This window comes from Kitasatospora sp. GP30 (assembly GCF_029892145.1).
Taxonomy (GTDB): domain Bacteria; phylum Actinomycetota; class Actinomycetes; order Streptomycetales; family Streptomycetaceae; genus Kitasatospora; species Kitasatospora acidiphila.
In genome coordinates, this window is sequence record NZ_JARZAH010000005.1 from 340,187 (window position 1) to 367,154 (window position 26,968).

Genomic DNA, 26,968 nt, shown 5'->3' on the forward strand with positions numbered 1-26,968 from the left:
TGGTGAAGTGCGCGGAGAGGCCGTGGCGGGCCCCCGTAGGGTGGCCGCATGGCGATGTTCGTGCACCTCGTGGCCGAGGCGAACGCAGTGCGGATCCGGCGTGCCGGCGTCCGGGCGGCCTCCCGGCGGGCGGACGGCACCCGTGGCTTGTTCTGCTTCCCGGTGCTGCCGTCCTACACGCTCACCCACGGCTGGCTGCGTGAACTGGCCCGGAGCGAGGCCCGGCGCAACCTGGTGGCCGTCCAAGTGCGCCTGCCCGACGGCGAACCGGTCACCGTGGGTCGCTACGGGCGTCCCCCCGAGGCCTTGACTGCCGCCGAGGCCGTCCGGCGCATCGCCGAGCTGCCGGACCCGCGCGGCTGGGAGGTCTTCGTGCCCAGGGCGGTCACCCCGGCCGAGGTGCATCGCATCCGTCCGGTGCGGCAGTCGGTGGGCTGGCGCTACTGGCCGGACGCGCACGGCGTCCGCCCGTGCCTCTGCGAGCGCTGCCAGGTGCGCGGTGAGTACGGTTCGCGCCGGCTGCGGGAGCGCCGCCCGTACTATGACGGCGGCCCGCCGCCGCCCTCCCGGGTGCTGCTCGCCCGGATCGAGGCGGCAGGTGACCCGGGCGATCCGGCGGTGCTGCGCGAAGCCCTGGACTGCTACGGCCACTACCGACGCGGCCCGGTGGGCCAGTTGGCCCGGCTCGCCGACCATCCCGACCCCACCGTCAGGGAGGCACTGGTCTGGGCGGTGGCGCGCTGGTCCACGCCGGGTGTCGACGCCCTGCTCGACCGGTTGGCGGTCGACCCGGCTCCGGAGGTGCGCGAGGCGGTGGCGGACATCCGGGAGCCTGAAGTGGACTGACTGCCTATCAATTGTCGATTGAGGCAACGATGTTCAGGGACAGCTGATGACCTGCCCGGCCCAGGAGAGGCCGCCGCCGAAGGCCAGCAGCAGAACCGGGCCGCCCGCCGGGAGTTCGCGGCGCTCCACCAGCTTGGCCAGGGCGAGCGGCACCGAGGCGGCGGAGGTGTTGCCGGAGTCGACCACATCCCGGGCGATCACGGTGTCCTCGGCCAACCCCAGTCGCCGGACCACCGCCTCGATGATCCGCAGATTGGCCTGGTGGGTGACCACGCCGGCCAGCTCGCCGGGCGCCACTCCCGCGCGCTCGCAGGCGGCGAGCGCGATCGCGGGGATCTCGGTGGTGGCCCAGCGGTAGACCGTCTGGCCGTCCTGGGCGAAGGTCGGATGCCAGTCGCCCTGCAGCCGGACCGCCTGGCCCAGGCTCGGATCCGATCCCCAGAGCACCGGGCCGACCCCCGCCTCGTCGGCGGCGCTCAGCACCGCCGCGCCCGCGCCGTCCCCGAGCAGCACACAGCTGCTGCGATCGGTCCAGTCCGTCACGTCCGACATCTTCTCCGCCCCGATGACCAGCGCGTGCCGGGCGGCGCCGGCCCGTATCGAGTGGTCGGCGGTGGCCAGCGCGGTGCAGAAGCCGGCGCAGCCGTTGTTCAGGTCGTACGCCACGGCGGCCGGGATGCCCAGCCGGGCGGCCACCCGGGCGGCGGTGGAGGGGCAGCGGTCGATCACGCTGCAGGTGGCGACCGAGATCAGGCCGATGTCGGCGGGCTGCAGCCCGGCCGCCGCGAGCGCCTTGCCGGCCGCCGCCGTCGCGAGGTCGGCGACCGTCTCGTGCTCCGCGGCGATCCGGCGGGTGGCGATCCCGGTGCGCTGCCGGATCCAGGCGTCGTTGGTGTCGACCATCTGAGCCAGTTCGTCATTGGTGAGCACCCGGGACGGCTGGTAGTGGCCCAGGCCAGTGATGCGGGATCCGGTCACAGGTTCTTCTCCTTGGCTTGCGGGGCAGTGCGTTGGAGTACATGGGGTGTCGCTGCGTGCGCGGGGGTACCACTGCGGACCCCGGCGTGCGCGGGGTGCCGCTGTGGGCTCCGGCGTGCGCGGGGTACTGCTGCGGAATATAGCAACCGATCGGTCGGAAGCTAAAGGAGTGCGGCCCGGCTACGATGTCGCCATGAGCCCACGCAAGTCCGTCGCCGACACCCGCAGAACCCGGGAGCGGATCATCGACCGCAGCGTCGCGATCGCCTCGGTGGACGGGCTGGAGGGGCTGACCATCGGGCGGCTGGCCACCGACCTGGGCATGAGCAAGGCGGGAGTGCTCGGGCACTTCGGCACCAAGGAGGCGCTCCAGCTGGCCGCCCTCGACGGCGCCTCGGCGATCTTCATGCGCCTGGTCTGGGAGCCGGCCGCCGACGCCGCACCGGGGCTCACCCGGCTGACCGCCGTCCTGGAGGCCTGGAACCGCTACCTGGAGACCGAGCGCGGTGCCTTTCCCGGCGGCTGCCTGTTCACCACGGCAGCAATCGAGTTCGACGCCCGCACCGGCGCGGTCCGGGACGCGGTGGCCCGGCTCTACCGGTTCTGGCGCCGCAGGCTGGTGGCCGATCTCCGCATTGCCGTCGCCAGGGGTGAGCTGCCCGTCACGGCCGATCCCGAGCAACTCGCCTATGAACTGATCGGTGCCTACCTGGCCCTCAACCAGGCGATCCAGCTGGAGCGCGACTCCGCCGCCCCCGACCGCACCCGGCGCGCGGTGGCCCGGCTGCTGGCGACGGGCTGACGGTTCTCCGCAGCTCCGGCGGCATGCGGTCGACGCCACCCGGATGTAACGTCTTCGCGCGGGAACGAACCACCCGCCGACCGAATTTCCACAGCTCAGGCCCTTTCGCCGGGGCAGTACTGGCCCTAGGCTCACGTGCACTCCGGGGCCGGCGCCGTCCCCCGACCGGTGGTATCCGCCGGTGGCGCCGCCCCCGTTCCCTAGGAGGCACCTTTGGTCACCACCGACACCCGCCCACTGGACGAGGCACCGCTGCCACGCACCCTGGACGACGTCCCCGGGTGGTTCTGGCCCATCGACCAGCAGCTGTTCGCCTGGCTGCTGGATCGCCAGAGCGCCGCCGAGACCCGTGGTGACCTGCTTGAACTGGGCAGTTACCTGGGTCGCAGCGCCATCCTGATCGGCCGCCACCTGCGGGCGGGGGAGACCTTCACGGTCTGCGACCTGTTCGACTCGGAGGCACCGGACGGCGAGAACGCGGCCGAGATGACCATGTCCTACCGCCGGACGCTCACCCGGACCGCCTTCGAGCGCAACTACCTGGCGTTCCACTCCGAGCTGCCGGTGATCGTGCAGGCCCCGACCTCGGTCCTCGGGGACGGTCGAATAGCCACCGGCAGCTGCCGCTTCGTCCACATCGACGCCTCCCACCTCTACGAGCATGTCGCGGTCGACATCCGCACCGCGAAGGCGGCACTCGGCCCGGACGGCATCGTGGTGCTGGACGACTTCCGCTCCCCGCACACGCCCGGGGTGGCCGCCGCCACCTGGGAGGCCGTCTTCCAGCAGGACTTGCGCCCGATCTGCGTCACCCCCGAGAAGCTGTACGGCACTTGGGGCGACCCCGAGCCGACTCAGCAGGCGCTGGTGGAGCTGGACGGCGACGCCGAGGACTGCCACCTGGACATCGACATGGTCGCCGGCCGCCGGCTGATCCGCCTCTCCGGCCGCGGTGTGGCCAAGTTGCTGCCCGCCGAGCAGCAGAAGTCCGCGCCCCCGGGGCCGACCCCTGCTGCCTCGAGCCACTCTCGGGCCCAACGCCCCTCCCCGGCACGGCGGTTGGCGCACGACCTGCTGCCGCCCCTGGCGGTGCGAGCGGCGCGCAAGCTGCGGGCCAAGGCCGCAGCCTGACGTGACGGACCGTCAGGGCTGGGCGACCGCGGTCGGGGCGGCCAGCAGGCGGTGGCCAAGCTGGGTGCAGCTGTGGCGGACCGAGCGGCCGGTGCGGGCGGTGCTGACCAGGCCCGCCCGGCGCAGGGCGCGGGCGTGCTCCGATGCGGAGGCCAGGCCGACGCCCAGCGTGGTGGCCAGCTGACTGGTCGTCGGCTCACGCAGCGTCAGCCGCAGCACAGCGGCCCGCGTGCGGCCGAGCAGCACGGCCACCGGATCGTCCGGATCGGCGCCGGGCGCCGGATCGGTTTCCGCCAGATAGGGCAGCGGGGTGAGCGCGGCATAGACCAGCACCGCCGGCCCGTCCGGATAGCTGCCCACCAGCGGCCGCCCGGTCCAGCTCGCGGACGGGAGCAACAGCAGCCCCTCGCCGTGCAGTTGGAAGTCCAGCTCCTTGGCCACCGGGATCTCCAGGGTGCACCCATGCCACCGGCTGCCCGGGTGCAGGCCGGCCAGCATGCCGCGCAGACCCTCCTGGCGTTGCACCTGGCCGCGCCAGCGCAGGTCCGCGTCGAAGCCGGCCCGCAGCCGCGGCCAGGCCGTGCCGATCACCGCTCCGTACGCCGACCGCAGCGTGTCCGCCAGATACCGCCAGGCCTGCTGGTCCTGGTCGGCGAGGTGCTTCAGCAGCGGCGTGACGGCCAGGCCGGCGCCGCAGATCCGCTCCAACTCGCTGCACACCAGGGTGTTGGTGGAACGGCGGACCAGTTCCAAGCCCTGGTCGAGGTCCGGGGCGATCGGATCGAGGAAGAACGGTCCGGCGCCGGTCGGCGGCACCAGTTCGCGCAGCGCAGCCGTCGCGGCCAGCGCCCCACTCGCCGCCAAGCCGTGCCGCCAGCGGACGAACCCCGGGTCGGGGTCCCGGCGTTGCAGCATCGCGACGGCCAGCTCCAGCTCGATCAGCGGAGCCGGACCGTCGGCGAACCGCACGTCCAGTAGGTCCGCTGCCGTGAAGTGGATGCGTAGCACGGTGGTCCGACCTCCAGAAGCCGCCGAGAAGACAACCTTTCGGCGGACACCGAAAGCATCGCGTCGGGACGGTCCGTGACCTGACGATAGCAAGACGCACTCGCCCGGCGCAGGGTCGGGACGAGGCGGCTCACCGGAGGTCGATATGTCGGTACGCTCGCATCCGTTCACTCGCCTACTGGGCGCGGCCGTTGCCGTCGCCGCTCTGGCACTGGCCGCCCCGGCGGCGACCGCGGCCACGCCGGCGCACGGCGACGGTGGCGGGGGCTGGCATCCGTACCGCACCGGCGGCCCGTTCGACTACCCGGCAGGTACGGTCTGCCCGTTCCACCTGTACGTCAGCGTGCTGGTGGACCAGGAGGAGAGCAAGACCGCCGCCGGCTACCCGGACGGCTCACCGAAGAAGGAGCTGTTCCGCGGCCCGCTGGTGCTGCGCTACGCCAACGCGGACAGCGGTCGCAGCGTCGACCGGGACCAGAGCGGCTTCGGCATCCTCAACTACCTCCCCGGCGGCTACCGGGAGTGGGTGATCCCGAAGACCTCGCACATCAGCGCGGTGGTCCACCCGGGCGACCCGTACCACGCGACCGGGGACTACCTGTTCAGCGGCGGTGCGCGGCTCCTGATCCACCCGGGCCACCAGACCCAGGTGCTGGAGCAGCACCAGGTGGAGAACCTCTGCGACACGCTGGCCTGAGACTCACCGGTTCCGCCCGACACGGGGGTGCGGGCGGAACCGGTGGCAAAGCGACCTCCCCTAGGATGATCAACTGCCGAGCGGGGAGGACTGTTTATGGCGGTCGAGGTGCGGTCGCGCGGGGTGGGCGGGTCCACCTCGGCGGGCAGCCGACGGCGGATGGCGGCGTCGAGGGGCAGGTCTATGTGCAGTACCTGCGGCCGGCCGAGCCGGCCGGCCGCCATCCGCTGGTGCTCTGGCCGGGCGGCGGCCTGACCGGCGCAGCTTCGAGGGCACGCCCGACGGCCGCCCCGGCTGGCAATGGCTGTTCCTCGCCGCCGGGTTGGACGTCTACGTGTGCGACGGCGTGGGGGCGGGCCGGGCGTCATGGCGGCCGCGCCCCGAGCCACCCGTGCTGCGGGACGCGGCGACGCTCAGGGAGCTGTTCCGGATCGCGCCACAACTCCGCCGAGCTGGTTGCCCTGATCACCGACTGGCCGAGCGGGCACGGGCTGCTCACGGGTGCGGTGGGCGGCGATGTCCGTTTCGTTCAAGACCCCCGGGCCCGGCCCCACTAGCGTGACGATCATGACTGCACAACCACGCATCAGCTTCATCGGCCTGGTCGCCTCCGACATGGCGGCAACGCTCGCGTTCTACCGCCGGCTGGGCCTGGCCATCCCGCCCGAGGCGGACGCCGAACCCCACGTCGAGTACGACCTGCCCGGCGGCCTCAAACTGGTCTGGGACACCGTGGCGACCGTCCGCAGCTTCGACCCCGACTGGACCCCGCCGGTCGGCGACCACCGGATCGCGATCGCCTTCGACTGCGAGCGGCCGGCGGACGTGGACAAGCTGTACCAGGAGCTGCTGGCCGCCGGCTACCGCGGCCACAACGAGCCCTGGGACGCGTTCTGGGGCCAGCGCTACGCCACGGTGCTCGACCCGGACGGCAACGCGGTGGACCTGTTCGCGGTCCGGCCGAGCTGAGCGGCGGTCGGCTCGCCAGTCCGCCGGTAGGTAGGGAGTGGGTGGCGGTGCCGACGGTTTCGGCGTGGCTGACCGACTTGGCGGCCTGGCTTGGCGGGTGCTGGTCAGCGCGTCTGGGCCGCGAGTGGGCGTCGGGCGGCGGTGTGGAGCTCCACGTCGCCGCCGATGGTCTCGGTGGGGCCATTGCGGGGTAGACCTGCTCGCGGTTCAACTCGCCAGTCCGTCACCGGGTGTTGGGCGGTGGGTGTGGAGCTCCACACCGCCGCCGAGGAGCCCGGTTGGGTGCCACGCGGTGGGCCTGTTCGTGGTTCGGGCGGGCTGAGTGCCGTTCAACTCGTCAGGTCCGCCACCAGGCGTCGGGCGGCGGCGCGGAACCGCACGTCGCCCCCGATGATCTCGGTGTGGCCACCCGCGCCCACTACGCGGCGTTCTCCCTCGGCGAGCAGCCGAAGCCGCTCGACCTGGGCAGCGGCGAACGCGGCGGGGCCGAGCACGGCGAGGGCCTCCAGCGCGGCCAGCGCGGGGCTCAGATACGCGCTCGGCTCGGCCGCCGGGAGAACCCGGTCGACCAGCTCGCCGAGCGTGACACCGCCGGGGCGGTCGCTTCCCGGGTGCACGGCCACCAGCGCCCGCGTGGCGGCCGCCGCCGTGTCCCGCTCTTCGAGCATCGAGAGCAGCTGCGGGACGGCCGGCAGCGCGGCCGGGCCGAGCCGGGCAGCGAGCTCGGCAGCGCGGTTCGCGACCTGCCCGCCCCACGGCTGCGTGGCCCAGCCCAGGCCCTCCAGAACCATGGGAAGCACCGGCTCCTGATCGCCAGTCAGCTGCCAGACCGCGGCGGCCGCCACCAACCCCGCCGAGACCACGGGGGTGGTGGTCCGGCCCTCAGCTGGTTCGGCCAGCAGCGCCAGCAACTGGGGCAGTAGCGGGCGTGCCTGCTCACCGAGCGCGGCGGCCGCCTCGACAGCATGCTCGCGCGACCGGCCATGCTCGGCGAACGCCGACTCCAAGCCGGCGAGCAGCGGACCGACCTCGCCCGTCAGTGCGCGCAGCGCAGTCGCGGACGCCTGACGGTTCGCCAGGCTGCCGGCCTCGGCAGCGGACCGCAGGGCGTTGACCGCCTCGCGATCGAGCTCCGCGTCGGCGACGGCGCCGAGGGCCCTGACCGCGCCGGGGTGATGCGGCATCGCGTCCAGCAGCTCGGGTATCGCCACCCGGGCAGCACGCCCCCACCCGGCCAGCAGACCGGCGAGGTGGATCGGCTCATTGACGGCCGCGAGCCCACCGTCGAACACCGACCGGCGCTCGCGCGGCGTCGCGGCCTCGGACGCCCAGGCCGCCAGCCGCACCCGGACCGCGTCCAGCAGCGCCGGAGTGCACGGCAGCGGAGCCGGGGGCCGCCGCGTGGTGCGCTCGAAGGCGGCCGCCAGCGCCTGCGGCCGCTCCGTCAGTTGCCGCGCCAGGAGATCCGCCGCCCCTGCCTCGCCCAGCGACACCAGGGCAGCCAGCGCTCGGTCGGCCACCTCGCTGGTCCCCTCGGCGAGGCGGACCAGGGCCGGCACCGCCTGCGGGGCGGGCTCGGCCCAGTAACGCACCGCGAAGATGACCGAGTCGGCGGTGGCCGGATCGTCCAGCAGCGGCAGCATCGCGGGCAGCAACCGAGCCGGCGCGCTCCGGAATCGCCAGGCGAGCGACTCCGCCGCCCAAGTCGCCTCCGTCGCCGCCGACTTGGCGTCCCCACCGGTGCCGCTGCCCGCCACCGCGCGGTCCAGCGCGGCGACGACGACCTCGATCGCCGCATCGACATTGCCACGCTCACACAGAGCAGCGGCGATGGCCTTCAGCGGCCCCCGCTCCCAAGAGCTGCTCTGCACGTGCTGCTTCAGCGGCGCCAGCTCCGTCACGACGGCTGCCAGCTCCGGGGCCCACGGACGACCGGTGTCCACCCAGGCCAGCAGCGCCGCCACCCGCACCGGCGGGGGCTCCACCGCTCGCAGGGCGGCCGCGCACAGCTCCTCGGCCGCGGCCGGGTCGACCCGCACGCACGCGGTCAGCAGGTCCGCCCGCAGCACCGGATCGCCCTCCGCCTCCCAGCGCCGCCGCAGCGCCGCCCGGGCGCCGGGGCCCGCGGCCTGCCCGCACTGGGCCACCGCCCAGGCCGCGCCCTGCCGCACCTCGGCGTCAGCATCCGACAGCAAGGGCAGCAGCAGCGGAAGTTGTGCGACGACGGCCGCACGTGCCGCGCCCGGCCGCGCCAGGTCGTGCTCGTCCGTGCTCTCGGCGACGGCCCCCACGATGTCCAGCAGCTTCGCTCGGTGCACACCCGCTGCCAGGAGGCGGGCCAGGAAGGGGACGGCGACCACCGTGGCCTGGTACACCGTGCCCTGGTGCACGAGGCTGCTCCACAGCTCCTCGTCGGCCTCCGCCACGGCCTCCTGGTCCGCGCCCGTCAACGCGCGCAGCAGAGCGGGGACATCCTCGGCGGAGCCGTAGGCATGTTCCAGCTCGTGCCAGGCGACCTGGTCGAGATCGGCGAGGACGGCGGCAAGATCCATGCGGCGGATCCTGTCACACCTCTCTGACAGGTCACTCCTGCAGCCCGCCCTCCTCGGCGAGCAGCCGCCCGAGCGGCAGGCCGGCCAGGGCGCGCACCTCACGGGTCAGGTGCGCCTGGTCGGCGTACCCCGCCACCGCGGCGACCTGAGCGAAGGGCAGGCCGGTCCGCGCCTGGTCGAGGGCCCGGCCGAGCCGCAGCACCCGCTCCAGCGTCTTCGGCCCGTAACCGAACGCGTCCAGGCAGAGCCGTCTCAGCTGGCGCTCGCTCAGCGCCAGCCCGCGCGCGATCTCGGTGACGGTCAGTCGCTGCCGCACCCCGCGCAGCACCGCCTCCGGCACCCGGGCGGGGCGGGCCGGCGCCCGGCCCAGCGTGACCGCCACGGCCTGCAACGCGGCGGCGCGGTCGGCGGCGTCCCAGATCCGCTCGGCCGATTCGCGCACCTGGCGCTGCGGCCAGAGCTGGTCCAACGGCACGCGCTGGTCGGTCAGTTCGCTGGCGGGCACCCCCAGCACCAGCGGCCCGGTGCCCGGCGCGAACCGCAGGCCGACATAGCCGTCCCCGGCCCGCCCCGGAACCAGGTGGGCGGCGGAGTCGGGGCCGGCGACCAGCAGGCCGCCGCCGGTCCAGATCAGATCCATGCAGCCGTCCGGCAGGATCCGCGCCGGTGCCGCGGTGTCGTGCTCCAGGCGCTTGGACCACACCACCGCGCCCGGAACCGCCTCGGATCTCCGCTCGCTGTACACACCCCTATTCAACAGCGGCCGGAGGCACCGGTCGACATGCTGAAGCGGTCCGAGGCGCCGGGCGGCCTTCAACAGCGCCCCCAGGCGCCGGGCGACCGTCAGCCGGCCGGGACGAGTCGGGCCACCAGTTGCTCGACCAGCTCAGCCGGCTCGGTGCCGCCCAACACGTCCGGCAGTGTGAGGTGTTCCACGATCAGGCCGGTCATCGCCAGATAGAGCAGCACCACCGTCTCGCGGTCACCGGGGAAGCCCTCGTCCAGGTGGTAGGCGATGTTGCTCTCCAGCTCGGCCCGCATGGTGCCGGAGAGTTCGGCCCGCACCTCGGGGCGGCGGGTGGCCTCCAGGCGCAGTTCGAGCATCGCCAGGTAGCCGTCCCGGTCCGCGCAGACCCGGCGCAGCAGATCGCGCATCAGGGCAGCCACCAGGACGCGGTCACGCGGGGCCCGCAGCAGCTCGGCCAGCACGACGGGGTCGGGCGTCAAGCGGTGGTGGATCCGGCGGGCGGCCTGGTGGAGCAACTCGTCCCGGTTGGCGAAGTAGTTGGACGAGGTGCCGGCCGGCACGCCGGCCCGCTGGTCGACCGCGCGGAAGGTGAGGCCGCGCGCGCCCTCGGCGGCCAGCACATCGATGGCGGCGTCGGTGAGCGCGGCGCGGCGTGCGGGGTTCTGGGCCATGCGTCCGGTCCTCTCTTTCAGCAGGCGCCGCAACGTCTCAACGTCACCAGGCGCGTCAACGTCAACGGGCGCGCCAACAGGCGCTTGCAACCACTACAGGCAGAGTACTATAAATGGAGTGGTTAACGCTGGCGGGCGGAATTCGCCCACCGACAGCATGGGGGACATGTATGCGAACGCTCAGCTACCTCGTCGCCGTCACCATCGACGGCTACATCGCCGGTCCCGACGGTGAATTCGACTTCTTCGCGCCCTACCTGACGCCGGACTTCCTTCCCCACTACATGGCGGAGTACCCCGAGGCCATGTCCACGCCGGGGCGGGCTGGGCTCGGCATCGCGGACGCGCCCAATCGCCGCTTCGACACCGTGCTGATGGGGCGCGGTGCTTACCAGCCCGGGCTGGACATCGGCCTCACCAGCCCGTACGCCCACCTGCGGCAGATCGTGCTGTCCCGCTCGCTCACCGAGAGCCCCGACCCGGCCGTCGAGGTGACCGCCGAGGACCCGGTGGCCCTGGTGCGCCGGCTCAAGAAGCAGGACGGGCTGGGGATCTGGCTCTGCGGCGGCGCCGACCTGGCCGGTCAGCTGCTCCCCGAGATCGACGAACTGATCATCAAGCAGTCCCCGGTGGTGGTCGGCGCCGGAATCCCGCTGTTTCGCGCCGAGTTCGGCCCGCGCGCCTTCACCCTGGCCGAAGTCCGGCTGTTCGACGAGGGCCAGCAGATCCTGCGTTACGTCCGAACGGGCGCCTGAGGGCGCTTAGTTCGAGACGGGCGGCTGCAGCGCGTTGCTGCGGGCGGTGCCGGCGTACCAGGCGGCACTGGCCTTCGGGATCCGGCACTGAGTGGCGTAGTCGACGTAGACAGCGCCGAACCGCTTGCCGTAGCCGTACGACCATTCGAAGTTGTCCAGCAGCGACCAGAGGAAGTAGCCCCGGACGTCCGCGCCGTCCGCCATCGCCCGGTGGACCGCCGCCAGATGGCCGTGCAGGTAGGCGATCCGCTCGGGATCGTGCACCTCGCCCGAGGGCGTCGGCACGTCCTCGAACGCCGCGCCGTTCTCGGTGATCAGCAGCGGCAGGCCGGGATTGGCCCGGGCGGTCTCGGTGAGGAGGTCGTACAGGCCGCTCGGGTCGATCGCCCAACCCATCGCGGTAGCCCGGCCGGGCGGCTGGTGGAAGAACACCCGCTCGGCGCCCGGCCAGGGCGAGTGGTCGCCGAGCCCGTGCGCGGGGCGTGCGGCGGCGGGCGCGGATGCCGAAACCAGCGCGGGCGTGTAGTAGTTGAGGCCCAGCAGGTCGATCGGGGCACCGATGGCCGCCGCATCGCCCGGGCGGACCAGCCGCTCCCAGTCCACCAGGTGGGCGGTGTCCGCTCGCAGGTCGTCCGGGTAACCACCGTGCAGCAGTGGGCCGGTGAAGATCCGGTTGCCGACCGCGTCGATCCGCCGTGCCGCCTCCCGGTCCGCCTCGCTGTCTGTCAGTGGCCTGATCTGATGGAGGTTCAGGCTGATCGTCACCAGGGCGGTGCTCGGCAGGGACGCTCGGAGGGCGGCCACGCCGCGGCCATGGGCCAGGTTGAGGTGGTGCGCGGCCCGCAGCGCGGCGGCCGGATCGGTGCGGCCGGGCGCGTGCACCCCCGAGCCGTAGCCGAGGAAGGCCGAGCACCAGGGTTCGTTGAGGGTGCCCCAGAGCGCCACCCGGTCGCCCAGCGCCTGGGCGACCAACTGCGCGTACTCGCCGAACCGTTCGGCTGTGGAGCGGGCGGGCCAACCGCCCAGGTCCTCCAACTCCTGTGGCAGGTCCCAGTGGTAGAGCGTGGCCACGGGTTCGATCCCGGCCGCCAGCAGCTCGTCGGTCAACCGCCGGTAGAAGTCCAGGCCCTGCTCCAGCGCCGGGCCTCGGCCGGTCGGCTGGACGCGCGGCCAGGAGATCGAGAAGCGGTACGAGGTCAGGCCCAACTCGCGCATCAGCGCCACGTCTTCGCGGAACCGGTGGTAGTGGTCGGTGGCCACGTCGCCGGTGTCGCCGCCCGTCACCTTGCCGGGGGTGCGACTGAACGTGTCCCAGATGGACGGCCCCCGGCCGCCCTCGCGCACCGCACCCTCCACCTGGTAGGCGGCGGTGGCCGCACCCCAGCGGAAGCCGGGCGGAAAGGCCGGCGGCAGGTCGGTGCGGTCGACCGGGGTGATGTGTGGAAGCGCTCCCATAGGCCGAGGATAGGGGAGTTGCGGCATCATGTGATCCCCTCGGAGTCAGTCGAAGTACACCACCAGGCGCACCCCGTCACCGCCGAACCGGCCGGCCAGGGCGCGCAGGACGGCGAAGACGTGCTCCCACTCGCTGCCCGGGCCCAGAGCGTCGATGCCGGTCAGGTCGGCCCGGTCGAGCTCGGCGCAGCTCACCCAGGTGGCGCCGTGCACCGCCGAGTCGATGCCCTGGACGCGCTCGAACTCCTCCCGCAGCTCGGCCGAGACATCCGCCGGCAGCCCCCGACCGGCGGCGACGGGGGAGTGCCCGGCGCTGTTGCGCACGCCGAACAGCACGGCGAACGCCGAGTAGTCCCGGCCGTCGTAGAGCGGTGAGAGGTCCATCAGGCGCTGCCAGGCCGGCCATTCCCACCAGTCCTGGTCGGCGTGGGGGTGGCGCACCTCGATCGCGCCGTAGATGTCGGTACCCATGGCGGGCAGCGTAGGGGCGGGCGATCCTGGTGACCACCCCCGGCCGCTCTGGGATGCTTCGTAGCGATGCAGAACACGGTGAGAGAGGGCCGGGCATGGGGATCGTGATCGGGGTACTGCTGGCGGTCCTGGTCGGCGTCGGGGCGGCGGTCGCCTGGCAGCTGTCGCGCTATCCGGGCGGCTGGGCCTACGCGTTCGGGGCCGCCTTCGCGCCGGACCGCCGGCGACTGGCCGCCGCCCGCCGCACGGCGGGGCACCTGCGCCGCGGGGCGAAGCGGGAGTTGACGGGCGCGCAGGCCGAGGTGCGGGGCGCCGAGGCGCGGTACCGGTACGAGGTGGAGCTGGCGGCCCGGCGGGTCGAGCAACTGCGCAGTCCCGGCCGGGGCCCGCTGCTGGTGCGGCTCGGGGTGCTCGCCCTGCACCAGCATGCGGTGGTGGTCGGCGCCGAGGAACTGCCACTGGCCGGAATGACCGTCCGTGTCGAGCGGGTCGACCGGCGCCACTACCTCCACTTCGCACTGCCGGGCGGCCGAGTGCATCGCCAGACGTTCGAACAGGGCTTGCACAGCGAGGAGGAGGTGCGCCGGTTCGGCAACCGAGTGGTGAATGCCGTGGCCGAGGAGAACGCCCTGTTGAAGCGCCGCCACCAGCTGGTGGCCGCGGCGGAGGCTGAGCTGAAACGGGTCGAACAGCGCTCCGCGGCGCAGCGGTCCGCATGCGACCGGCTCGCCGAGCTGACCGAGCGCCAGGGGGTGGACCAGCGCCCGGCCGCGGCGGCCAAGGCCCTCGACGATGCCCGGGCGCGCTGGCAGAACCTCACCGGCCGGTCGCCCAGCTGACACTCAGTCAGGGGGCCAAGTGCCAGTGCAGTAGGGTTCGAACGCGTGCGGCCGATCGACAGGGCGATCGGGCCGCGCACCCGCCACCGTGCCGCCACTCCACGGCGCTGGTCATGGAGTGGGAGGGGCCATACGCTTTTCCATTGGCCAGCAGCCAATGCTCACCATCAGGGGGAACGGGGAATGTGGAGCCGAGGGACGGTTCTCGGGGGCCGCTACACACTGGTCGAGCGCATCGGCGGCGGCGCGATGGGCGAGGTCTGGCGGGCGGAGGACCAAGTACTCGAACGCCGGGTCGCGGTCAAGATCGTGCTGCCCGCGCTGCTGGACGACGCCGACTTCGCGCTGCGGTTCCGGCGCGAGGCCAGGATCCTCGCCTCGCTCAGCCACCCGAGCATCGTCGACATCCACGACTACGGCGAGGACGACGACCAGCCGGATGACCGTCTGGCCTACATCGTCATGGAGCTGGTCGACGGCCGGCCGTTGGACGCGATCCGCGCCGAGCGCGGCCGGCTGCCGGCCGAGGAGGCGCTCGACCTCGTCGCGCAGGCGCTGGAGGCCCTGCAGGTCGCGCACGAGCGGGAGATCGTGCACCGCGACATCAAGCCGTCCAACCTCATGGTGACCACGGGCGGGCTGGTCAAGGTCACCGACTTCGGCATCGCCCGGGCCCTGGCCGGCACCAAGATCACCACTTCGCACTCGGTCTTCGGCACCGCCCTCTACATGGCCCCCGAGCAGGCCGAAGGCCAGGGCACTGTCGCGGCCTCCGACCTCTACTCGATCGGTGTGGTGGCCTACGAACTGCTCACCGGTGAGCTCCCGTTCACCGGTGAGACGGTGCTGGAGATCGTGCTCAAACACGTCCGCGAGCCGGCCCCCGCCCTGCCCGAGGAGTTCCCCGAGCCGGTGCGGGCGTTCGTGGCCCGGGCGCTGGCCAAGTCGCCCGGCGACCGCCATCCGACGGCGGCCGCGATGGCGGTGGCGGCCCGGCGGGCGGCCGAGGGCCTGCCCGACCTGACGCCCCCGCCGGTCGCCGCCGCGCCGGTCGCCGTCCCGCCGGTCGCCGGCGCGGCGGGCGACTCCGCTGACGAGGCCGCTGACGAGGTTTCCGAGGACGGGCAGTTGGCGCCCACCGAGCCGGCCAAGGCCCTCGCCGGCGGTGCAGAGGCGCCCGCCGCCGCGCGCACCCCCACCGAGCCCGCCACCCCGGTGGCGGACGGCCCCACCCCGGTCGGCGGCGACACCGGCAGCACGGAGATCTCCAACCAGCCGACCGTGCTCGGCGCGCCCCAACCCGTCTGGTGGAAGCGGCGCCGCCGGACCACGCTGATCCTGGTGCCCTGCGTGATCGTCGCCTCGGCGGGCATCGGCGTGGTGCTCAACCTGGACGAGTCGCCGCACACCACCGCCCTGCTGCCCGGCGCCCAGCCGGTGGCCTCGGCCTCTCGGTCCGGCGGAGCCGGCGGCAGCGGCTCATCCTCGGCATCGGCGAGCAACTCGGCGAGTAACTCGGCGAGCGCCGCTGCGAGCGCCTCCGGAACCTCCGCCGGCTCACCGTCCGCGGCGGCCTCCGGCGGCGCCCCCGCCAGTCCGGGGCAGAACGGCGGCGGACCGCAGCCGAACCCGGCCCCGAACGGCGGTGCCCCGGCCGGGGGCGGCGGCAACTCCGGCAGTGGCAACTCCGGCAGTGGCAACGCTGGCGGTGCCCCGGCGGGCGGCGGCTCCTCGGGCGCCGGCAAGGGCGGCGCGTCGGCCGGCTCGGGCAGCGGGCCCGGCGGCGGCGCGGGTGGCTCGGGCGGCTCAGCGGGCAGCGGGAGCACCCCCGGCGGCGGCAGCAACCCGGGCGGCGGCAGCAACCCCGGTGGGGGCAGCAGCCCGGGTGGGGGCAGCAACCCGGGCAGCGGTGGTGGCAACACGCCCCCGTCCGGCTGCGGCGGCGGCACCTGGGGCTACATCATCAACGTCGCCGACGGTCTCAAGCTGGGCTTCTCCGGCAGCATGACCGGCGGCGCACCGGTGGTGATGAACGAGAACACCCAGTACGGCTGGGTCTACGTGCCCGGCAGCTTCGACGCCTTCTACCCGTGCAACACCAGCAGCCCGGCCCTGAACGACGTGCCCAACTTCAGTGGAACCTCCAACTCCCTCGACCTGCGCGGGATGCAGGACTTCAGCCCGTACTTCATGGTGGCCGCCGGAAGCTCCCAGGGTGCCCACCTGATCGAGGACTCGCAGGGCGGCCGGGGGCGCTGCATGACCGATCACGGCTCGGGCCAGCGAGTGACCATGGACGCCTGCGTGCCCGGCGACAAGGTCCAGGAGTGGTACATCCCCTGAGCGTGCCGGTCGCGAGAGGTTTCGCCGAGAAGTTGCAGAGCGATCACCGGTTGCGAAGCATGAGCGTGTGGGCGAAAAGTCGCACGCCTCATGCTTCGCACCGCTGACCGGAGCAGCCACGGCGAACCGGACGCCGCCCCGAACGGACGGAAGGTGTGCCATGACCGACTGGGACGACCGGGACTTCAGCCCGGTGGAGGACGACGGTGTGCTGCAGCCTGCGGATTCGCTGGAGAGCGACCGGCTGGGCGACGACCCGCTGGACACCGGCCTGACCACCAGCGGCGGCTACCGGGGCGCCACCGCCTACGGCACCACCCCGGCCGAGGGCAACCAGGGGGAGTCACTCGACCAGCTGCTGGCCGCCGAGGAGCCGGACGAGCCGCCGGACGCGGTCGACGACCGCTGGAGCGACGGGCCGCGCCCCCGGGCCGGGCGGCTGGTGCCCGGCCCGGACGACACGCTGGCCTCGGACGTCGGCCGGGACTGCGGGGCGGCCAGCGCCGAGGAGGCGGCCGTCCATGTGACCGACGCCGACGAGGACGCGGACGCCCAGCTGGGTGACGCCACCGAACCGGAGAGCCTCAGCGAGGCGATCCGCTACGCCATCCTGGACGACCTGGAAGGCGCCACCCAGTCCGACGAGTACCGCTGAGCGGGCCCGCCGGACGCGCGGCCACGTCCGGTGGAGCCTGGACGCCTGGCCACGTCCGATCGGGGCTGGACGCCTGGCCACCTGCGGTCGGGCCTGGCGGGTCCTCGGCTACCGCTACCGCTGAGCGGGCCGGGAGCACGTCACAGCCGCACGAACGTGAAGCCCTTGGCCTTCAGTGCGGGCAGCACGCTCTTCAGCGACTCCAGGGTCTGCGTGCGGTCGCCACCGCCGTCGTGGCAGAGCAGGATGTCACCCGGTCGGGCGGCCATCAGCTTCTGGGTGATGTGGGCGACGCCGGGGCGGGACCAGTCGCGCGGGTCGACGTCCCAGTCGATCGGGATCATGCCGTACTTGGCCGTGGCCGCGAAGATCTCGGTGGACCAGTCGCCGCCCGGCGAGCGGAACAGCGTCGGCGTGGGCGCCCCGGCGTCCACGATCACCGACTGGGCGTTGGCGATCTCCGCCTCGATCTGCGCCTTGGTCCGCTTGGAGAGTGGCTGCGGGTGGGTCATGGTGTGGTTGGCCACCATGTGCCCGTCGGCGGCGATCTGCCGGATCACGTCCTTGTAGGAGTGGGCCTGGCTGCCGATCACGTTGAAGGTGGCCTGGATGTCGTACTTGCGCAGCAGGGCCAGCAGCTGCGGGGTGTAGACCGGGCTGGGGCCGTCGTCGATGGTCAGCGCGATCGCGTCGGACGGGGCGTCGGGCAGGATGTCGTGGACCTTGAAGACCGGCTTGGTCCGGGCGGCGACCGTGCTGGTGGCCGTCGGGCTGGGCAGCCCGGCGGCCGCCGACGGGTTGATCGGGGCGTCGGGGGAGAAGGAGTCCGAGGGCTCGGGCGCCGCCCCGTTGGACGTATGGGAGCTGTCCGAGCAACCCGCCAGTGTGCCGACCGCGAGGCTCGCGGCGCCGGCCGCGGTCCAGGCGAGCAGTCGGCGGCGCGGCTGCGGAATCTTGGGCGATATCGACACGGGGCCCTCCTTGATGGCAATCCCTCCCCCGACGGAAGACACCACGCATCGCGGCAGCGGTTCCCCCGTCCCCTATGTCGATCATCTTATGGTCAGACGCCCACCTCTCCGGACATCGGCGTGTCGCCTCCGGATTTCGGCGTGTCGCCGGCGAACCGATCGAGCGCCGCGAGGACATGGCCACGGGTGGTGGCGCTGAGGCCGCCCAGGTGACCCGCGTCCTCGACCACGTGCAGTTCCACGCCCGGCCACGCCTTGGTGAGCTCCCAGGCGGTGTCGAGCGGGCCGCCCATGTCGTACCGCCCGTGCACCAGCACCCCGGGGATCCCGGCCAGCCTGCCGGCGTCCCGCAGCAGGGCGCCCTCCTCCAGGAAGGCCCCCTGCGAGAAGTAGTGGGCGCAGATCCGCACCAGCGCCGTCCTGGCGTCGTCCGGCCGGTCACCGTAGGCGTTGAAGGAGGCGCCGGTCTCGTTGGACAGCACCGCGTCCTCCCAGGCGACCCAGTCGGCGGTGGCCTTCGCCCGCACCGCCGGGTCGGGATCCTCCACCAGGCGCGCGTAGGCGGCCACCACGTCCCCGTCGCGCGGGGTGCCGGGCGCGCCGGCCAGGAACCGGTCCCAGGCCTCGGGCTGGAACCGGCCGGCGCCCCGGTAGAGCCAGTCGAGCTCGTAGCGCCGGGTGGTGGTGACGGCGGAGATCACGATCTCCGAGACCCGCTCCGGGTGGGTCTCGGCGTAGGCCAGGATCAGCGTGGAGCCCCAGGAGCCGCCGAACAGCAGCCACTGCTCGATGCCCAGGTGCTCGCGGAGCTTCTCCATGTCGGCGATCAGGTGGGCGGTGGTGTTGTGCCGCAGGTCGGTGGCCGGGTCGGCGGCGTGCGGGGTGCTGCGGCCGCAGTTGCGCTGGTCGAACAGGATCACCCGGTAGCGCTCGGGGTCGAAGTAGCGGCGCGACCTGGGACCGCAGCCGGAGCCCGGGCCGCCGTGCACCACCACCGCGGGCTTGCCGTCCGGCCGCCCGCAGACCTCCCAGTAGATCTGGTTGCCGTCCCCGACATCGAGCATCCCGCTCTGGTACGGCTGGATTTCCGGATACAACTCGGCCATCTCGGCCCCCTCCACGTTGTTGGTACGGCGGCATCGCGTAGATGCAACAGCACTGTTACATTAGACCGTATGAGTGATCAAGCGCTTGGTGGTTATCCACTCGGCACCCGGCTGCGCCATCTGCTGGAGCTGCTGGACGGCGATGTCGCGGCGGTCTACGACGATCTCGGCCTGCCGGGCTTCCGGCCGCGCTACGTGCCCGTGGTGCGGGCGCTGGTGGCCGACGGGCCCAGCAGCATCCGGGACTTGGGGCGTGCGATCGGCGTGACCCACTCGGCCGCCAGCCAGACGGTCGCTCAGATGGTCAAGGACGATCTGGTGGTGCTGGCCCCCGGCGCAGACGCCCGGCAGCGGATCGTCCGGCTCAGCCCGCGCGGTGAGGAACTGCTGCCGGTGATGAACGCCGAGTGGGACGCGACCGTGGCGGCGGCCGCCGCGTTCGAGGCCGAGCTGCCCTATCCGCTGAGCCGGCTGATCGAGGAGGCCGTCGAGGCGCTGGGGCGCCGCTCGATGCGGCAGCGGATCGCGGACGCGGCACCGGGCCTGACGAGTGCTCGGGCCACCGGTCCCGAGGGGTGACGGCGGGTCAACCGCCGCTCAGCACCTGGCGTATCGCCGCGACCACGGCGTCCACCGGGAAGCTGTGGCAGGCCGTCAACTCGGCCTCGGCCACGGCCTCCTGGAGTCGGTCGGGGTCCGCTTGGCGGAGTCGCCCGCGCAGCAGGGCGAGCAGCTCCTCCGGCACCTGGGGGCGGGCGCCGGCCAGGATCGCGGCGTCGTCCGGCTCGGCGGGACGCGGCGACGGGGTGCGCCGCGGCGCCAGCGCGTCGGGGTGGCGGAGTGGCGGCCGGGGCGGGGCCGGGCGTGGCGCCAGGGCCGGCACGGGAATTCGCTTGCTGGCGTAACGGGCCGCCGGCAGGCCGACCTTGCCCGGATGCACGCACACCGGGACCCCGGCCGTCGTGTAGCGAAAGCCCGTCGCCGGATCGAAGGGCGCGTCCCGGGACGGCCGCCGGTACACGTCGAACCGCCCGGCCGGATACCGCAGCGCCGGGCAGAACCAGCAGACGTCATGGTCGCCGTCGTCGTCGATGAACGGCTCATCCGCAGGCATGTCCTCCGCAGGCATGATTTCGCAGCCTACCTCGCACAACTCCCAGGACGGGTGGGGCTCACGGGAACAGCCGGCCCGCGCTCGGGTGGTCCTGGGCGGCGTCCACGCAGATGTTGGCGCCGTTGATGCCGCTGGCCCGGGGCGACAGCAGGAAGCACGCGACGTCGGTGACCTCCCGCAGCTCCACCAGCCGGCCCCGGGGGAAGTCCTCGCGCTCGAACTTCTCGAACCGCTCCGGGTGGTGCTCCTTGAACCACTCCCAACCGCCGCCCTCGGCCAGCACCGAGCCGGGGCTGAGCGCGTTCACCCGGATGTTGCGCGGGCCCAACTCCTGCCCCAGCGCGGCCGCCAGGTGGATCTCGGCTGCCTTGGCCGACGCGTAGGAGGACTTCGGACCCGGCTTCCAACCGGTGATCGAGGCGATCACCACCGCACTGCCGCCACCCTGCCGTTCGAAGTGCGGCACCGCCGTGCGGATCGCATGCGCCGCGTGCAGCACATTGATCGCATAGGTCTGCGCCCACTCCTCGGGCGTCGAGTCCAGCAGGCCGCCGCCGAACGCACCGCCGGCATTGGCGACCAACAGGTCCAGCCCGCCCAGCAGTTCGGCGGCGGCATCGACGGCCCGGCCCAGCTGCTCGGGGTCGGTCACATCGGCCTGGACGCCAGGCAGGTCGGTCCCTGCCAGCCGCTCCGGGTCGCGGCCGCAGACCGCCACCTGGGCGCCCTCCTCGACCAGCGCGCGGGCCACGGCCAGTCCGATGCCCTGGGTGCCACCGGTGATGAACGCCTTCTTGCCCGCAAGTCCAAGCTCCACGCCTGACAAGATCGCACCTGACGGCCGTTCAGGGCAAGGGAGGGCCTCAGGAAGCCCGCTCGCGCAACGCGTCGTGCAGACCGGCGGCGAGCGCCAGATACTCCTCCGGGTCGCCCGCCGCGAAGTGCAGATCGAGCAGCACCTCGGCGTCCAGCGCCTCGACCACGCCGCTCAGATAGCCGACCAGCTGGCCGACCGTGCCCCGGCGGGGCACCTCCGCCTCGGGCGCCGGCTCGGCCGTCAGCACCGGGTTGACCCGGACCACCAGGCGCAGCGCCTGCGGGTCACGCCCGGCCGCCTCGGCACGCTGCAGGACGGCCCGCCACATCTGGGTCAGCAGCGGCAGCGGCAGTCCGCCGGCCAGCCAGCCGTCGGCCCGGCGGCCGACCCGCTCCAGGGTGGCCTGGCTGAAGCCGCCCAGTAGCACCGGCGGGCGCGGCCGCTGCACCGGTTTGGGGTTCATGATCGCCTTGGGTATGGTCCAGTGGGTGCCGTGGTGCTCGATCACCGCGTCCTCGGCCCAGACCTGCTCCAGCACGTCCAGGGTCTCCTCCAGGCGGGCACCGCGCCCGGCCCACGGCACGCCGACCGCCTGGTACTCGTCCTTGGACCAGCCCAGGCCCAGGCCGACGTCCAGGCGCCCCCCGCTGACGTGGTCCAGCGTGGTCAGCGAGCGGGCCAGCAGCACCGGCGGCTGCCAGAGCGCGTTGAGGGTGCTGCTGCCCAGCCTGACCCGGCTGGTGACGGTGGCCGCGACGGTGAGCAGGGCCAGCGGGTCCAGGAAGACCTGGTGCTCCTCAGGGGCGTTGCCGCCACCGCCGGGGTACTGGCTGCGCGGTGCGGTCGCGACCAGCAGCCGGTCGCCGACCCAGAGGCTGTCGTAGCCGATCCGCTCGGCGGTGGTGGCGGCTCGGGCGGCGAAGTCGGCATCCGCGAAGCGGCCGTACTGGGGAATGGACAATCCGATGTGCATGGCGCTCAGCCTTCCATGGCCGGGTTGACGTTTGATGAACGTCCGATCAGCGGGTGCCGGTTCACGGGTCGTCACCCGGGTCGACGGGCGGCTGCCGGTTCACCGGGGTGACGACCCGTCGGCGGTGGCGATCCGGTGGGCCAGCAGCGCCGGCGCCGGGGTGTCGAACAGCACCCGCAGCTCGGCCGAGGCGCTGACCGTGTCCAGGATGCCCAGCAGCACGGCGAGTTGGCCCGGCGGTTCGTCGGCCAGCAACTGGTCGGCCTCGGTCACCAGCAGCAGCACGGCCACCGGGCCGACCGCACCGGGTGGCCGGAGCAGATCGCCCAGGCACTCCTCGAAGGCATCCCAGTTGTGCCCGAAGTAGTCGGGGAACCGCAGCCCGGCGGCCCACTCCCGGAACAGCCCGGGCCGGGTGCGGCAGTGGCTGCCGCGCACCCGCGGCAGCCCGCCGAGAAGGCGGGCCCACGGGTGCGAGGTGAGTGGCCCGGGCATGGTCAGCAGCCGTCGGCGATCTCGGTGAAGTCGGCGTAGTGGTCGGCGGAGTACCAGGCCTGCCCGGTCGCCGCGTCCCGCACCAGCCGCTCGGCGTCGCGGTGGGTGGTCGCGGTCGGGCGCGGGTTGACGTCGTATTCGTGGTAGCCGTCGCCGCTCGGCAGCTCGCCGTCGCGGTCGTGGTAGCCGTTGCCGCCGCGGAGGTGCCAGCCGTCCGGCAGGCGGTAGTCGACCGGGTCCACGGTGGCCGGCCAGTGCAGCTGGTCCCGCCAGAGCCGGCAGGCCTGGCCGACCTGCGACGGCAGGTCCGCGACCGGCAGCGGCGGGCGCAGCTCCCGGACGGCCGCGGCTGGGGCGGCGGCCCGGGCCGGCACGCCGGTCGTGGACAGCGCCAGCAGCACGGCGGCCAGGACGGACCGCGCGGCGCGCAGGCGGCGGGAGACGGTGGGGGGCATCGCGGTGGTTCCTTCGAAGCGGGGGCGTGCTCACAGCAGCGAACTCCCGCCGGTCCACCCCGGTCCAGCCGCCACGCGCGTGGGACACTCCGAAGAGCGCCGGGAACCGCATTGGTTGACGAACAATCAGCACCGCTACTCCGAAGCCGGTGCCGGCCGGGCGGCTCGGCCGCGCCCTCGCCGCCGGATCGCAGCTGTTCACCCGGCCGGGCTCCGACGGGCTGGCCGCACCCGGCGGTCGGACCCGGACCGGCTGACCCCAACCCTCCACCGATGTGCGAATCTTGACGGCATGACGATCGTCGGAGTGGATGAGGCGGAAGCAACCGCGACGGGCGCCCTCGACTGGCTGCTGCACACAGCGCGGAGCACCGACGGCGACGGGCTCGCCTGGCCCACCCGGCCTTCCGAGGGCGAACTCGACCCCACCCTCTACAGCGGCACCTCGGGCGTGGTGCTGGCGCTGCTCGAAGCACGCCGGCACTTCGGGGACGACCGCTACGGCGACGCCGCCCTGCGCGGCTCCCGGAGCCTCGCCGCCACCGTGGCCGACGCCCCGTTCATCGCCGCCGCCGCGGCTGACGGCTGGCCCATCGACTCGTTCCACTTCGGGCTGGCCGGCATGGCCTTCGCCCTGCACACCGTCGGCAGGGAACTGGGCGACCCCGCAGCAGCAGCTGCCGCCCGCCAAGCGCTCGCCATGGTGCCCGAGCGCTTCGACGGGACTCGCTGGAACCTGTTCGTCGAGCTGCTCGGCGGCAATGCCGGGATCGCGCTCGCCGCCCTCGAGGTCGGCGACATCGAGCTGGCGCTGCTGGCCACCGAGCCCTTCGCGCGCATCGCCGAGCCCACCCCGCACGGGGTGCACTGGGAGGCCAGGACCGGCCGGGAAGCCAGGCAGCACCACATCTCGCACGGCACCCTCGGCATCGTCTACGCCCTGGCCACCGTGGGCCGGGCGGCCGACCGGCCCGACCTGCTGGAGCTCGCGGCCGCCGGCGCCGCCGACGTGATCTCCCGCGACGAGGCCGGCCCGGACGGGTTCCTGGTGCCGCACTCCGACCCGCAGCAGCAGCACCCCGGGCTCGAGCGCTACAACTACGGCTGGTGCCAGGGCCCGGCCGGCGACGCCCAGGTGTTCCGGCAGCTCCACCGGGTGCTCGGCGATCCGTCCTGGGCCGCGCTGGTGGATCGCTGCTGGCACACCGTGCGGCAGTCCGGGCTGCCGCAGCGCCTGCGCCCGGGTTTCTGGGACAACAGCGGCCGCTGCTGCGGCACCGCCGGGGTGCTGGCGCTCGCCTGCGACCGGCAGGTGGAGAACGGCGACGGCCGCGAGTTCGCCGACGTCATGGTCGCCGACCTGCTGGCCCGGGCCACGGTCGACGCCGACGGGGTCAGGTGGTCCAACACCGAGCACCGAGTCACCCCGAGCGAGCTGGAACCGATGCCCGGCTGGGCCATGGGCAACGCGGGCATCATTCGCGAGCTGCTCCGCTACGCCCGGCTGCGCACGTCCGGCGAGCCCGGCTACGCCGTGGACTGGCCGGACCAGCCGCCGGTCGCCGCTACTTCTGCTTGGCGGCCTGCTTCGCCTGCTTGGCCTGCTTCTCCTGCTTCTCCTTGAGCCGGTCCGCCTCCCGGCGCACCTCGGCCTGGATGGTCCGCTCGCGCTGCAGCCACTCCGGGGCCTCGTCCCTCAGCTCCTCGATCTGCGAGGTGGTGAGCGCCTCGGTGACACCGCCGCGAGCCAGGCCCGAGGTCGAGACGCCGAGCCGGGCGGCCACCACCGAGCGCGGGTGCGGGCCGTTCTTGCGCAGCTCCACCAGCCACGCCGGCGGATCCGTCTGAAGGGTGTTCAGCTCATCGCGGGAGACGACGCCCTCCTGGAACTCGGCGGGAGTGGCGGGCAGGTAGATCTCGAGCTTCTTCGCCGCCGTGGCGGGCTTCATGGTCTGGGTCGTCTTCGGCTTGAGCGATGTCATGGGCACAAGGTTAGTCGAGTTTGGGCCCATCCCGATCACGGACGGTAGCCTGGGCCCGTGACAGAGAACCAGGCGACCTCCTCGTTCCGGCTGGCCTATGTGCCGGGCGTGACTCCCAGCAAGTGGATCCGCATCTGGGAGCAGCGGCTGCCCGAGGTTCCGCTCACCCTGCTGCCGGTCACGGTGGCCGAGGCGGAGCAGGCCCTGACCGGCGCGACGGCGGACGCCGCGCTGCTGCGGCTGCCGGTGGACCGGACGGTGCTCAGCGCCATCCCGCTCTACACCGAGACCAGCGTGGTGGTGCTGCCCAAGGACCACGAGCTCACCGAGGACGAGGAACTGCTGGTCGAGCAGCTGGCCGACGAGGTGATCTGGCACCCGCAGGACGAGACCATCCACTGGGAGACCCGGCCCGGCCAGCCCGGCTACGAGCGGCCGGCGACCACGGGCGACGCGATCGAGCTGGTCGCGGCCAACGTCGGCCTCCTGGTGGTGCCGCAGTCCCTGGCCCGGCTGCACCACCGCCGCGACCTCACCTACCGCCCGCTGGTGGACGCCCCGCAGTCGCAGGTAGCGCTCTCCTGGCCGGAGCAGCGGACCACCGACCTGGTGGAGGAGTTCATCGGCATCGTCCGCGGCCGCACGGTCAACAGCTCCCGGGGGCGTACCGCGGCGGCCGCGGAGGCGAAGCCGCAGGCCAAGAAGGAACGCAAGCCGGCTGCCGCCGCGGCCCGCAAGCCGGGGCCCAAGCCGGCCGCCCGCACCAGGGGCGGCGCGGGCGCGGCCAAGCGGGGCGGCGGCAAGCCGCGCCGGCGCGGCTGAGCGGGTCTGCTCAGGCCGGAGCGGGTCTACTCAAGCCCGAGCAGGCCCGAGCGGCCCTGAGCGCCCCTGAGCACGCCTGAGTGCCCCTGAGCATCAGTCCCGCAGCGCCGGGTGCTCGGCGAACCGACGGATCGCGACGTCGCCCAGCACCCGGTGGGCCCGGCTCTTGACCGTGCCCTCCGGCACCCCGAGCATCTGCGCGACCTGTTTGATCGGCCGATCCTGCTCGTAGACCAGCTCCCACACCGCACGGTCCGGGCCGTCCTCGGGGCCCAGCGACCTGAGCGCCACCTGGAGGTCGGCGCGGACGATCGCCGCTTCGACCGGATCCAGCTCGGCGGGCGGCTCGATCGGCACCGAGCCCTCGTCTCGGCCGTGCCGGCGCAGCCACATGGCGGCCTGCCGTTTGGCGATCACCCACAGCCAGGCACCGGCGGCCTCCTGCGGCCGGTAGTTGCGTGCGCTTCGCCAGGCGCCCAGGAAGGTCTCCTGCAGCACGTCCTCGACATCGGCGGCGGGTAGCACCATGCGCAACCGGGCTGCCAGCCAGGGCGCGTGACGGTGGAACAGCTCCCGCAGCGCCACGTCGTCTCCGCCGGCCAGGCGGGCGATCAGCTCGTCGTCATCCATCACTACCTCTATTGCGGCCCGGCGCCGTCCGGTTCACGGGATTCGAAATTTCCCGCCCTCCCGCGACGTGAAGCCGGGCCCGGCAAGGTCACGAGGACCTTGCCGGCGTTCTCCATGCTGGACCGGATGGCGATGAGCATCCGGGCGGTAGGTGAACAGCGACATCGTCACCCGGGTCCACGAGCCGCCGGACCGAGTTCGTCGAGTTGTCCGCATCTGAACCTCCTGGCGATGTCGTCACCGAGGAAGAGGGAGCGGCGTGCCCCGACTATCCGGTGAGCTGCGTCACACTGCTGCCGGCCCCGTGGTCCCAGCTCGGACACCAGGGAGCAAGTTACCCGTCGTTAGCTTTCAGGGCTTTGCCGCGGCAGTCTTCTTCGGCTGGCGGGGCACGGTCTTCTCGCGGTCGAGGTGTCCGTAGACCGTGGAGCGGGGGGCGTTGAACATGTCGGCAATCTGCTGGACGGTCTTCTCGCGAGCGTCGTAGGGCTGCTGGGCCAGTTCGGCCTGGTCCGGAGTCAGCTGGGGAGGATCGGGGCGTTGCGGTGATGACGTACGAGCCCCTGCCGACTACGGGGCCGGGGTCGTCGCAGATCGGTCCCGGGTCCGTGGGCAGGGCGCCCGCCGGAGATGCTGCCGATGGTGCACCTCGTGGTGCGCGGAAGCCTTCCTTCGCTTCGCGG

At 73.2% G+C, this 26,968-nt stretch carries 28 protein-coding genes; 12 read left to right on the forward strand and 16 right to left on the reverse strand.

Going from position 1 to position 26,968, the window contains the following annotated elements:
- Window positions 1-48: 48 nt before the first annotated feature.
- A complete protein-coding gene (locus P3T35_RS11300; RefSeq protein WP_180356827.1) occupies window positions 49-846 on the forward strand; it encodes a HEAT repeat domain-containing protein in 798 nt (265 codons plus the stop codon).
- A 33-nt stretch (window positions 847-879) separates the two neighbouring features.
- On the opposite strand, the gene P3T35_RS11305 is transcribed toward P3T35_RS11300, so the two are convergent.
- On the reverse strand, window positions 880-1,824 hold the full coding sequence (locus P3T35_RS11305) for a beta-ketoacyl-ACP synthase III (RefSeq protein WP_101384579.1): 945 nt from the start codon (window positions 1,822-1,824) through the stop codon (window positions 880-882).
- A gap of 193 nt (window positions 1,825-2,017) precedes the next feature.
- Between P3T35_RS11305 and P3T35_RS11310 the strand changes: the two genes are divergently transcribed.
- Both P3T35_RS11310 and P3T35_RS11315 read left to right on the forward strand, forming a co-directional pair.
- The gene (locus P3T35_RS11310) at window positions 2,018-2,626 is read left to right on the forward strand and encodes a TetR/AcrR family transcriptional regulator (RefSeq protein ID WP_101385585.1); all 609 of its coding nucleotides are present in this window, start codon (window positions 2,018-2,020) and stop codon (window positions 2,624-2,626) included.
- 213 nt (window positions 2,627-2,839) lie between these two features.
- Entirely contained in the window at window positions 2,840-3,757 is a 918-nt protein-coding gene (locus P3T35_RS11315; RefSeq protein WP_280705655.1) for a class I SAM-dependent methyltransferase, read from the forward strand.
- A gap of 12 nt (window positions 3,758-3,769) precedes the next feature.
- On the opposite strand, the gene P3T35_RS11320 is transcribed toward P3T35_RS11315, so the two are convergent.
- Complete coding sequence (locus P3T35_RS11320) at window positions 3,770-4,765, reverse strand: winged helix-turn-helix domain-containing protein (protein ID WP_101384580.1); 996 nt, start codon at window positions 4,763-4,765, stop codon at window positions 3,770-3,772.
- A gap of 145 nt (window positions 4,766-4,910) precedes the next feature.
- On the opposite strand from P3T35_RS11320, the gene P3T35_RS11325 reads away from it, so the two are divergent.
- Together P3T35_RS11325 and P3T35_RS11330 are read left to right on the forward strand one after the other, a co-directional pair.
- Entirely contained in the window at window positions 4,911-5,462 is a 552-nt protein-coding gene (locus P3T35_RS11325) for a hypothetical protein (protein WP_101384581.1), read from the forward strand.
- A 567-nt stretch (window positions 5,463-6,029) separates the two neighbouring features.
- Entirely contained in the window at window positions 6,030-6,431 is a 402-nt protein-coding gene (locus P3T35_RS11330) for a VOC family protein (protein ID WP_280705656.1), read from the forward strand.
- Between the two features lie 329 nt (window positions 6,432-6,760).
- On the opposite strand, the gene P3T35_RS11335 is transcribed toward P3T35_RS11330, so the two are convergent.
- From P3T35_RS11335 to P3T35_RS11345, 3 genes are all read right to left on the reverse strand, one after another.
- Window positions 6,761-8,983 (reverse strand): hypothetical protein, encoded by a 2,223-nt coding sequence (locus P3T35_RS11335; RefSeq protein WP_101384583.1) that lies wholly within the window; start codon window positions 8,981-8,983, stop codon window positions 6,761-6,763.
- Window positions 8,984-9,014: 31 nt separating this feature from the next.
- Window positions 9,015-9,728 carry a helix-turn-helix transcriptional regulator gene (locus P3T35_RS11340; protein ID WP_280705657.1) on the reverse strand — a complete coding sequence of 238 codons (714 nt, stop codon included), beginning with the start codon at window positions 9,726-9,728 and terminating at the stop codon, window positions 9,015-9,017.
- Between the two features lie 98 nt (window positions 9,729-9,826).
- The gene (locus tag P3T35_RS11345) at window positions 9,827-10,402 is read right to left on the reverse strand and encodes a TetR family transcriptional regulator (RefSeq protein ID WP_101384584.1); all 576 of its coding nucleotides are present in this window, start codon (window positions 10,400-10,402) and stop codon (window positions 9,827-9,829) included.
- A 170-nt stretch (window positions 10,403-10,572) separates the two neighbouring features.
- Here P3T35_RS11345 and P3T35_RS11350 point away from each other — a divergent pair, with 170 nt between their 5' ends.
- A complete protein-coding gene (locus tag P3T35_RS11350; protein ID WP_101384585.1) occupies window positions 10,573-11,157 on the forward strand; it encodes a dihydrofolate reductase family protein in 585 nt (194 codons plus the stop codon).
- Window positions 11,158-11,163: 6 nt separating this feature from the next.
- Here the strand turns inward: P3T35_RS11350 and P3T35_RS11355 are convergent, their stop codons facing one another.
- Together P3T35_RS11355 and P3T35_RS11360 are read right to left on the reverse strand one after the other, a co-directional pair.
- A complete protein-coding gene (locus P3T35_RS11355; RefSeq protein ID WP_101384586.1) occupies window positions 11,164-12,612 on the reverse strand; it encodes a GH1 family beta-glucosidase in 1,449 nt (482 codons plus the stop codon).
- 45 nt (window positions 12,613-12,657) lie between these two features.
- Entirely contained in the window at window positions 12,658-13,083 is a 426-nt protein-coding gene (locus P3T35_RS11360) for a hypothetical protein (protein WP_101384587.1), read from the reverse strand.
- Window positions 13,084-13,178: 95 nt separating this feature from the next.
- On the opposite strand from P3T35_RS11360, the gene P3T35_RS11365 reads away from it, so the two are divergent.
- The 3 genes from P3T35_RS11365 (at window position 13,179) to P3T35_RS11375 (ending at window position 16,920) form a co-directional block, all read left to right on the forward strand.
- Window positions 13,179-13,922, forward strand: a complete 744-nt coding sequence (locus P3T35_RS11365) for a hypothetical protein (protein ID WP_101384588.1) — start codon at window positions 13,179-13,181, stop codon at window positions 13,920-13,922.
- A gap of 183 nt (window positions 13,923-14,105) precedes the next feature.
- Complete coding sequence (locus P3T35_RS11370; protein WP_101384589.1) at window positions 14,106-16,265, forward strand: serine/threonine-protein kinase; 2,160 nt, start codon at window positions 14,106-14,108, stop codon at window positions 16,263-16,265.
- Between the two features lie 160 nt (window positions 16,266-16,425).
- Entirely contained in the window at window positions 16,426-16,920 is a 495-nt protein-coding gene (locus P3T35_RS11375) for a DUF5709 domain-containing protein (RefSeq protein ID WP_101384590.1), read from the forward strand.
- A gap of 140 nt (window positions 16,921-17,060) precedes the next feature.
- Here P3T35_RS11375 and P3T35_RS11380 read toward each other — a convergent pair whose 3' ends face one another.
- On the reverse strand, window positions 17,061-17,891 hold the full coding sequence (locus P3T35_RS11380; RefSeq protein WP_101384591.1) for a polysaccharide deacetylase family protein: 831 nt from the start codon (window positions 17,889-17,891) through the stop codon (window positions 17,061-17,063).
- 92 nt (window positions 17,892-17,983) lie between these two features.
- A complete protein-coding gene (gene pip, locus P3T35_RS11385; RefSeq protein WP_101384592.1) occupies window positions 17,984-18,997 on the reverse strand; it encodes a prolyl aminopeptidase in 1,014 nt (337 codons plus the stop codon).
- 69 nt (window positions 18,998-19,066) lie between these two features.
- Here pip and P3T35_RS11390 point away from each other — a divergent pair, with 69 nt between their 5' ends.
- Window positions 19,067-19,576, forward strand: a complete 510-nt coding sequence (locus tag P3T35_RS11390) for a MarR family transcriptional regulator (protein WP_101384593.1) — start codon at window positions 19,067-19,069, stop codon at window positions 19,574-19,576.
- A gap of 7 nt (window positions 19,577-19,583) precedes the next feature.
- Here the strand turns inward: P3T35_RS11390 and P3T35_RS11395 are convergent, their stop codons facing one another.
- The 5 genes from P3T35_RS11395 to P3T35_RS11415 form a co-directional block, all read right to left on the reverse strand.
- Window positions 19,584-20,126: a hypothetical protein gene (locus tag P3T35_RS11395; protein WP_143677036.1), complete on the reverse strand. Its 543-nt coding sequence runs from the start codon at window positions 20,124-20,126 to the stop codon at window positions 19,584-19,586.
- A 43-nt stretch (window positions 20,127-20,169) separates the two neighbouring features.
- A complete protein-coding gene (locus tag P3T35_RS11400; protein ID WP_101384595.1) occupies window positions 20,170-20,928 on the reverse strand; it encodes an SDR family oxidoreductase in 759 nt (252 codons plus the stop codon).
- 46 nt (window positions 20,929-20,974) lie between these two features.
- The gene (locus tag P3T35_RS11405; protein ID WP_101384596.1) at window positions 20,975-21,901 is read right to left on the reverse strand and encodes a TIGR03619 family F420-dependent LLM class oxidoreductase; all 927 of its coding nucleotides are present in this window, start codon (window positions 21,899-21,901) and stop codon (window positions 20,975-20,977) included.
- 99 nt (window positions 21,902-22,000) lie between these two features.
- Window positions 22,001-22,396 carry a barstar family protein gene (locus tag P3T35_RS11410; protein WP_101384597.1) on the reverse strand — a complete coding sequence of 132 codons (396 nt, stop codon included), beginning with the start codon at window positions 22,394-22,396 and terminating at the stop codon, window positions 22,001-22,003.
- 2 nt (window positions 22,397-22,398) lie between these two features.
- A complete protein-coding gene (locus tag P3T35_RS11415) occupies window positions 22,399-22,851 on the reverse strand; it encodes a ribonuclease domain-containing protein (RefSeq protein WP_101384598.1) in 453 nt (150 codons plus the stop codon).
- A gap of 292 nt (window positions 22,852-23,143) precedes the next feature.
- Here P3T35_RS11415 and P3T35_RS11420 point away from each other — a divergent pair, with 292 nt between their 5' ends.
- Window positions 23,144-24,475, forward strand: coding sequence for a lanthionine synthetase LanC family protein (locus tag P3T35_RS11420; RefSeq protein ID WP_101384599.1), 1,332 nt, complete (start codon window positions 23,144-23,146; stop codon window positions 24,473-24,475).
- On the opposite strand, the gene P3T35_RS11425 is transcribed toward P3T35_RS11420, so the two are convergent.
- Complete coding sequence (locus P3T35_RS11425; protein WP_101384600.1) at window positions 24,417-24,833, reverse strand: DUF5997 family protein; 417 nt, start codon at window positions 24,831-24,833, stop codon at window positions 24,417-24,419. The two genes, P3T35_RS11420 and P3T35_RS11425, sit on opposite strands and share 59 nt — an antisense overlap.
- A 57-nt stretch (window positions 24,834-24,890) precedes the next feature.
- Here P3T35_RS11425 and P3T35_RS11430 point away from each other — a divergent pair, with 57 nt between their 5' ends.
- Window positions 24,891-25,655 (forward strand): LysR family substrate-binding domain-containing protein, encoded by a 765-nt coding sequence (locus P3T35_RS11430; protein ID WP_101384601.1) that lies wholly within the window; start codon window positions 24,891-24,893, stop codon window positions 25,653-25,655.
- Between the two features lie 93 nt (window positions 25,656-25,748).
- Here P3T35_RS11430 and P3T35_RS11440 read toward each other — a convergent pair whose 3' ends face one another.
- Window positions 25,749-26,285: a sigma-70 family RNA polymerase sigma factor gene (locus P3T35_RS11440; RefSeq protein ID WP_101384602.1), complete on the reverse strand. Its 537-nt coding sequence runs from the start codon at window positions 26,283-26,285 to the stop codon at window positions 25,749-25,751.
- Window positions 26,286-26,968 lie beyond the last annotated feature (683 nt).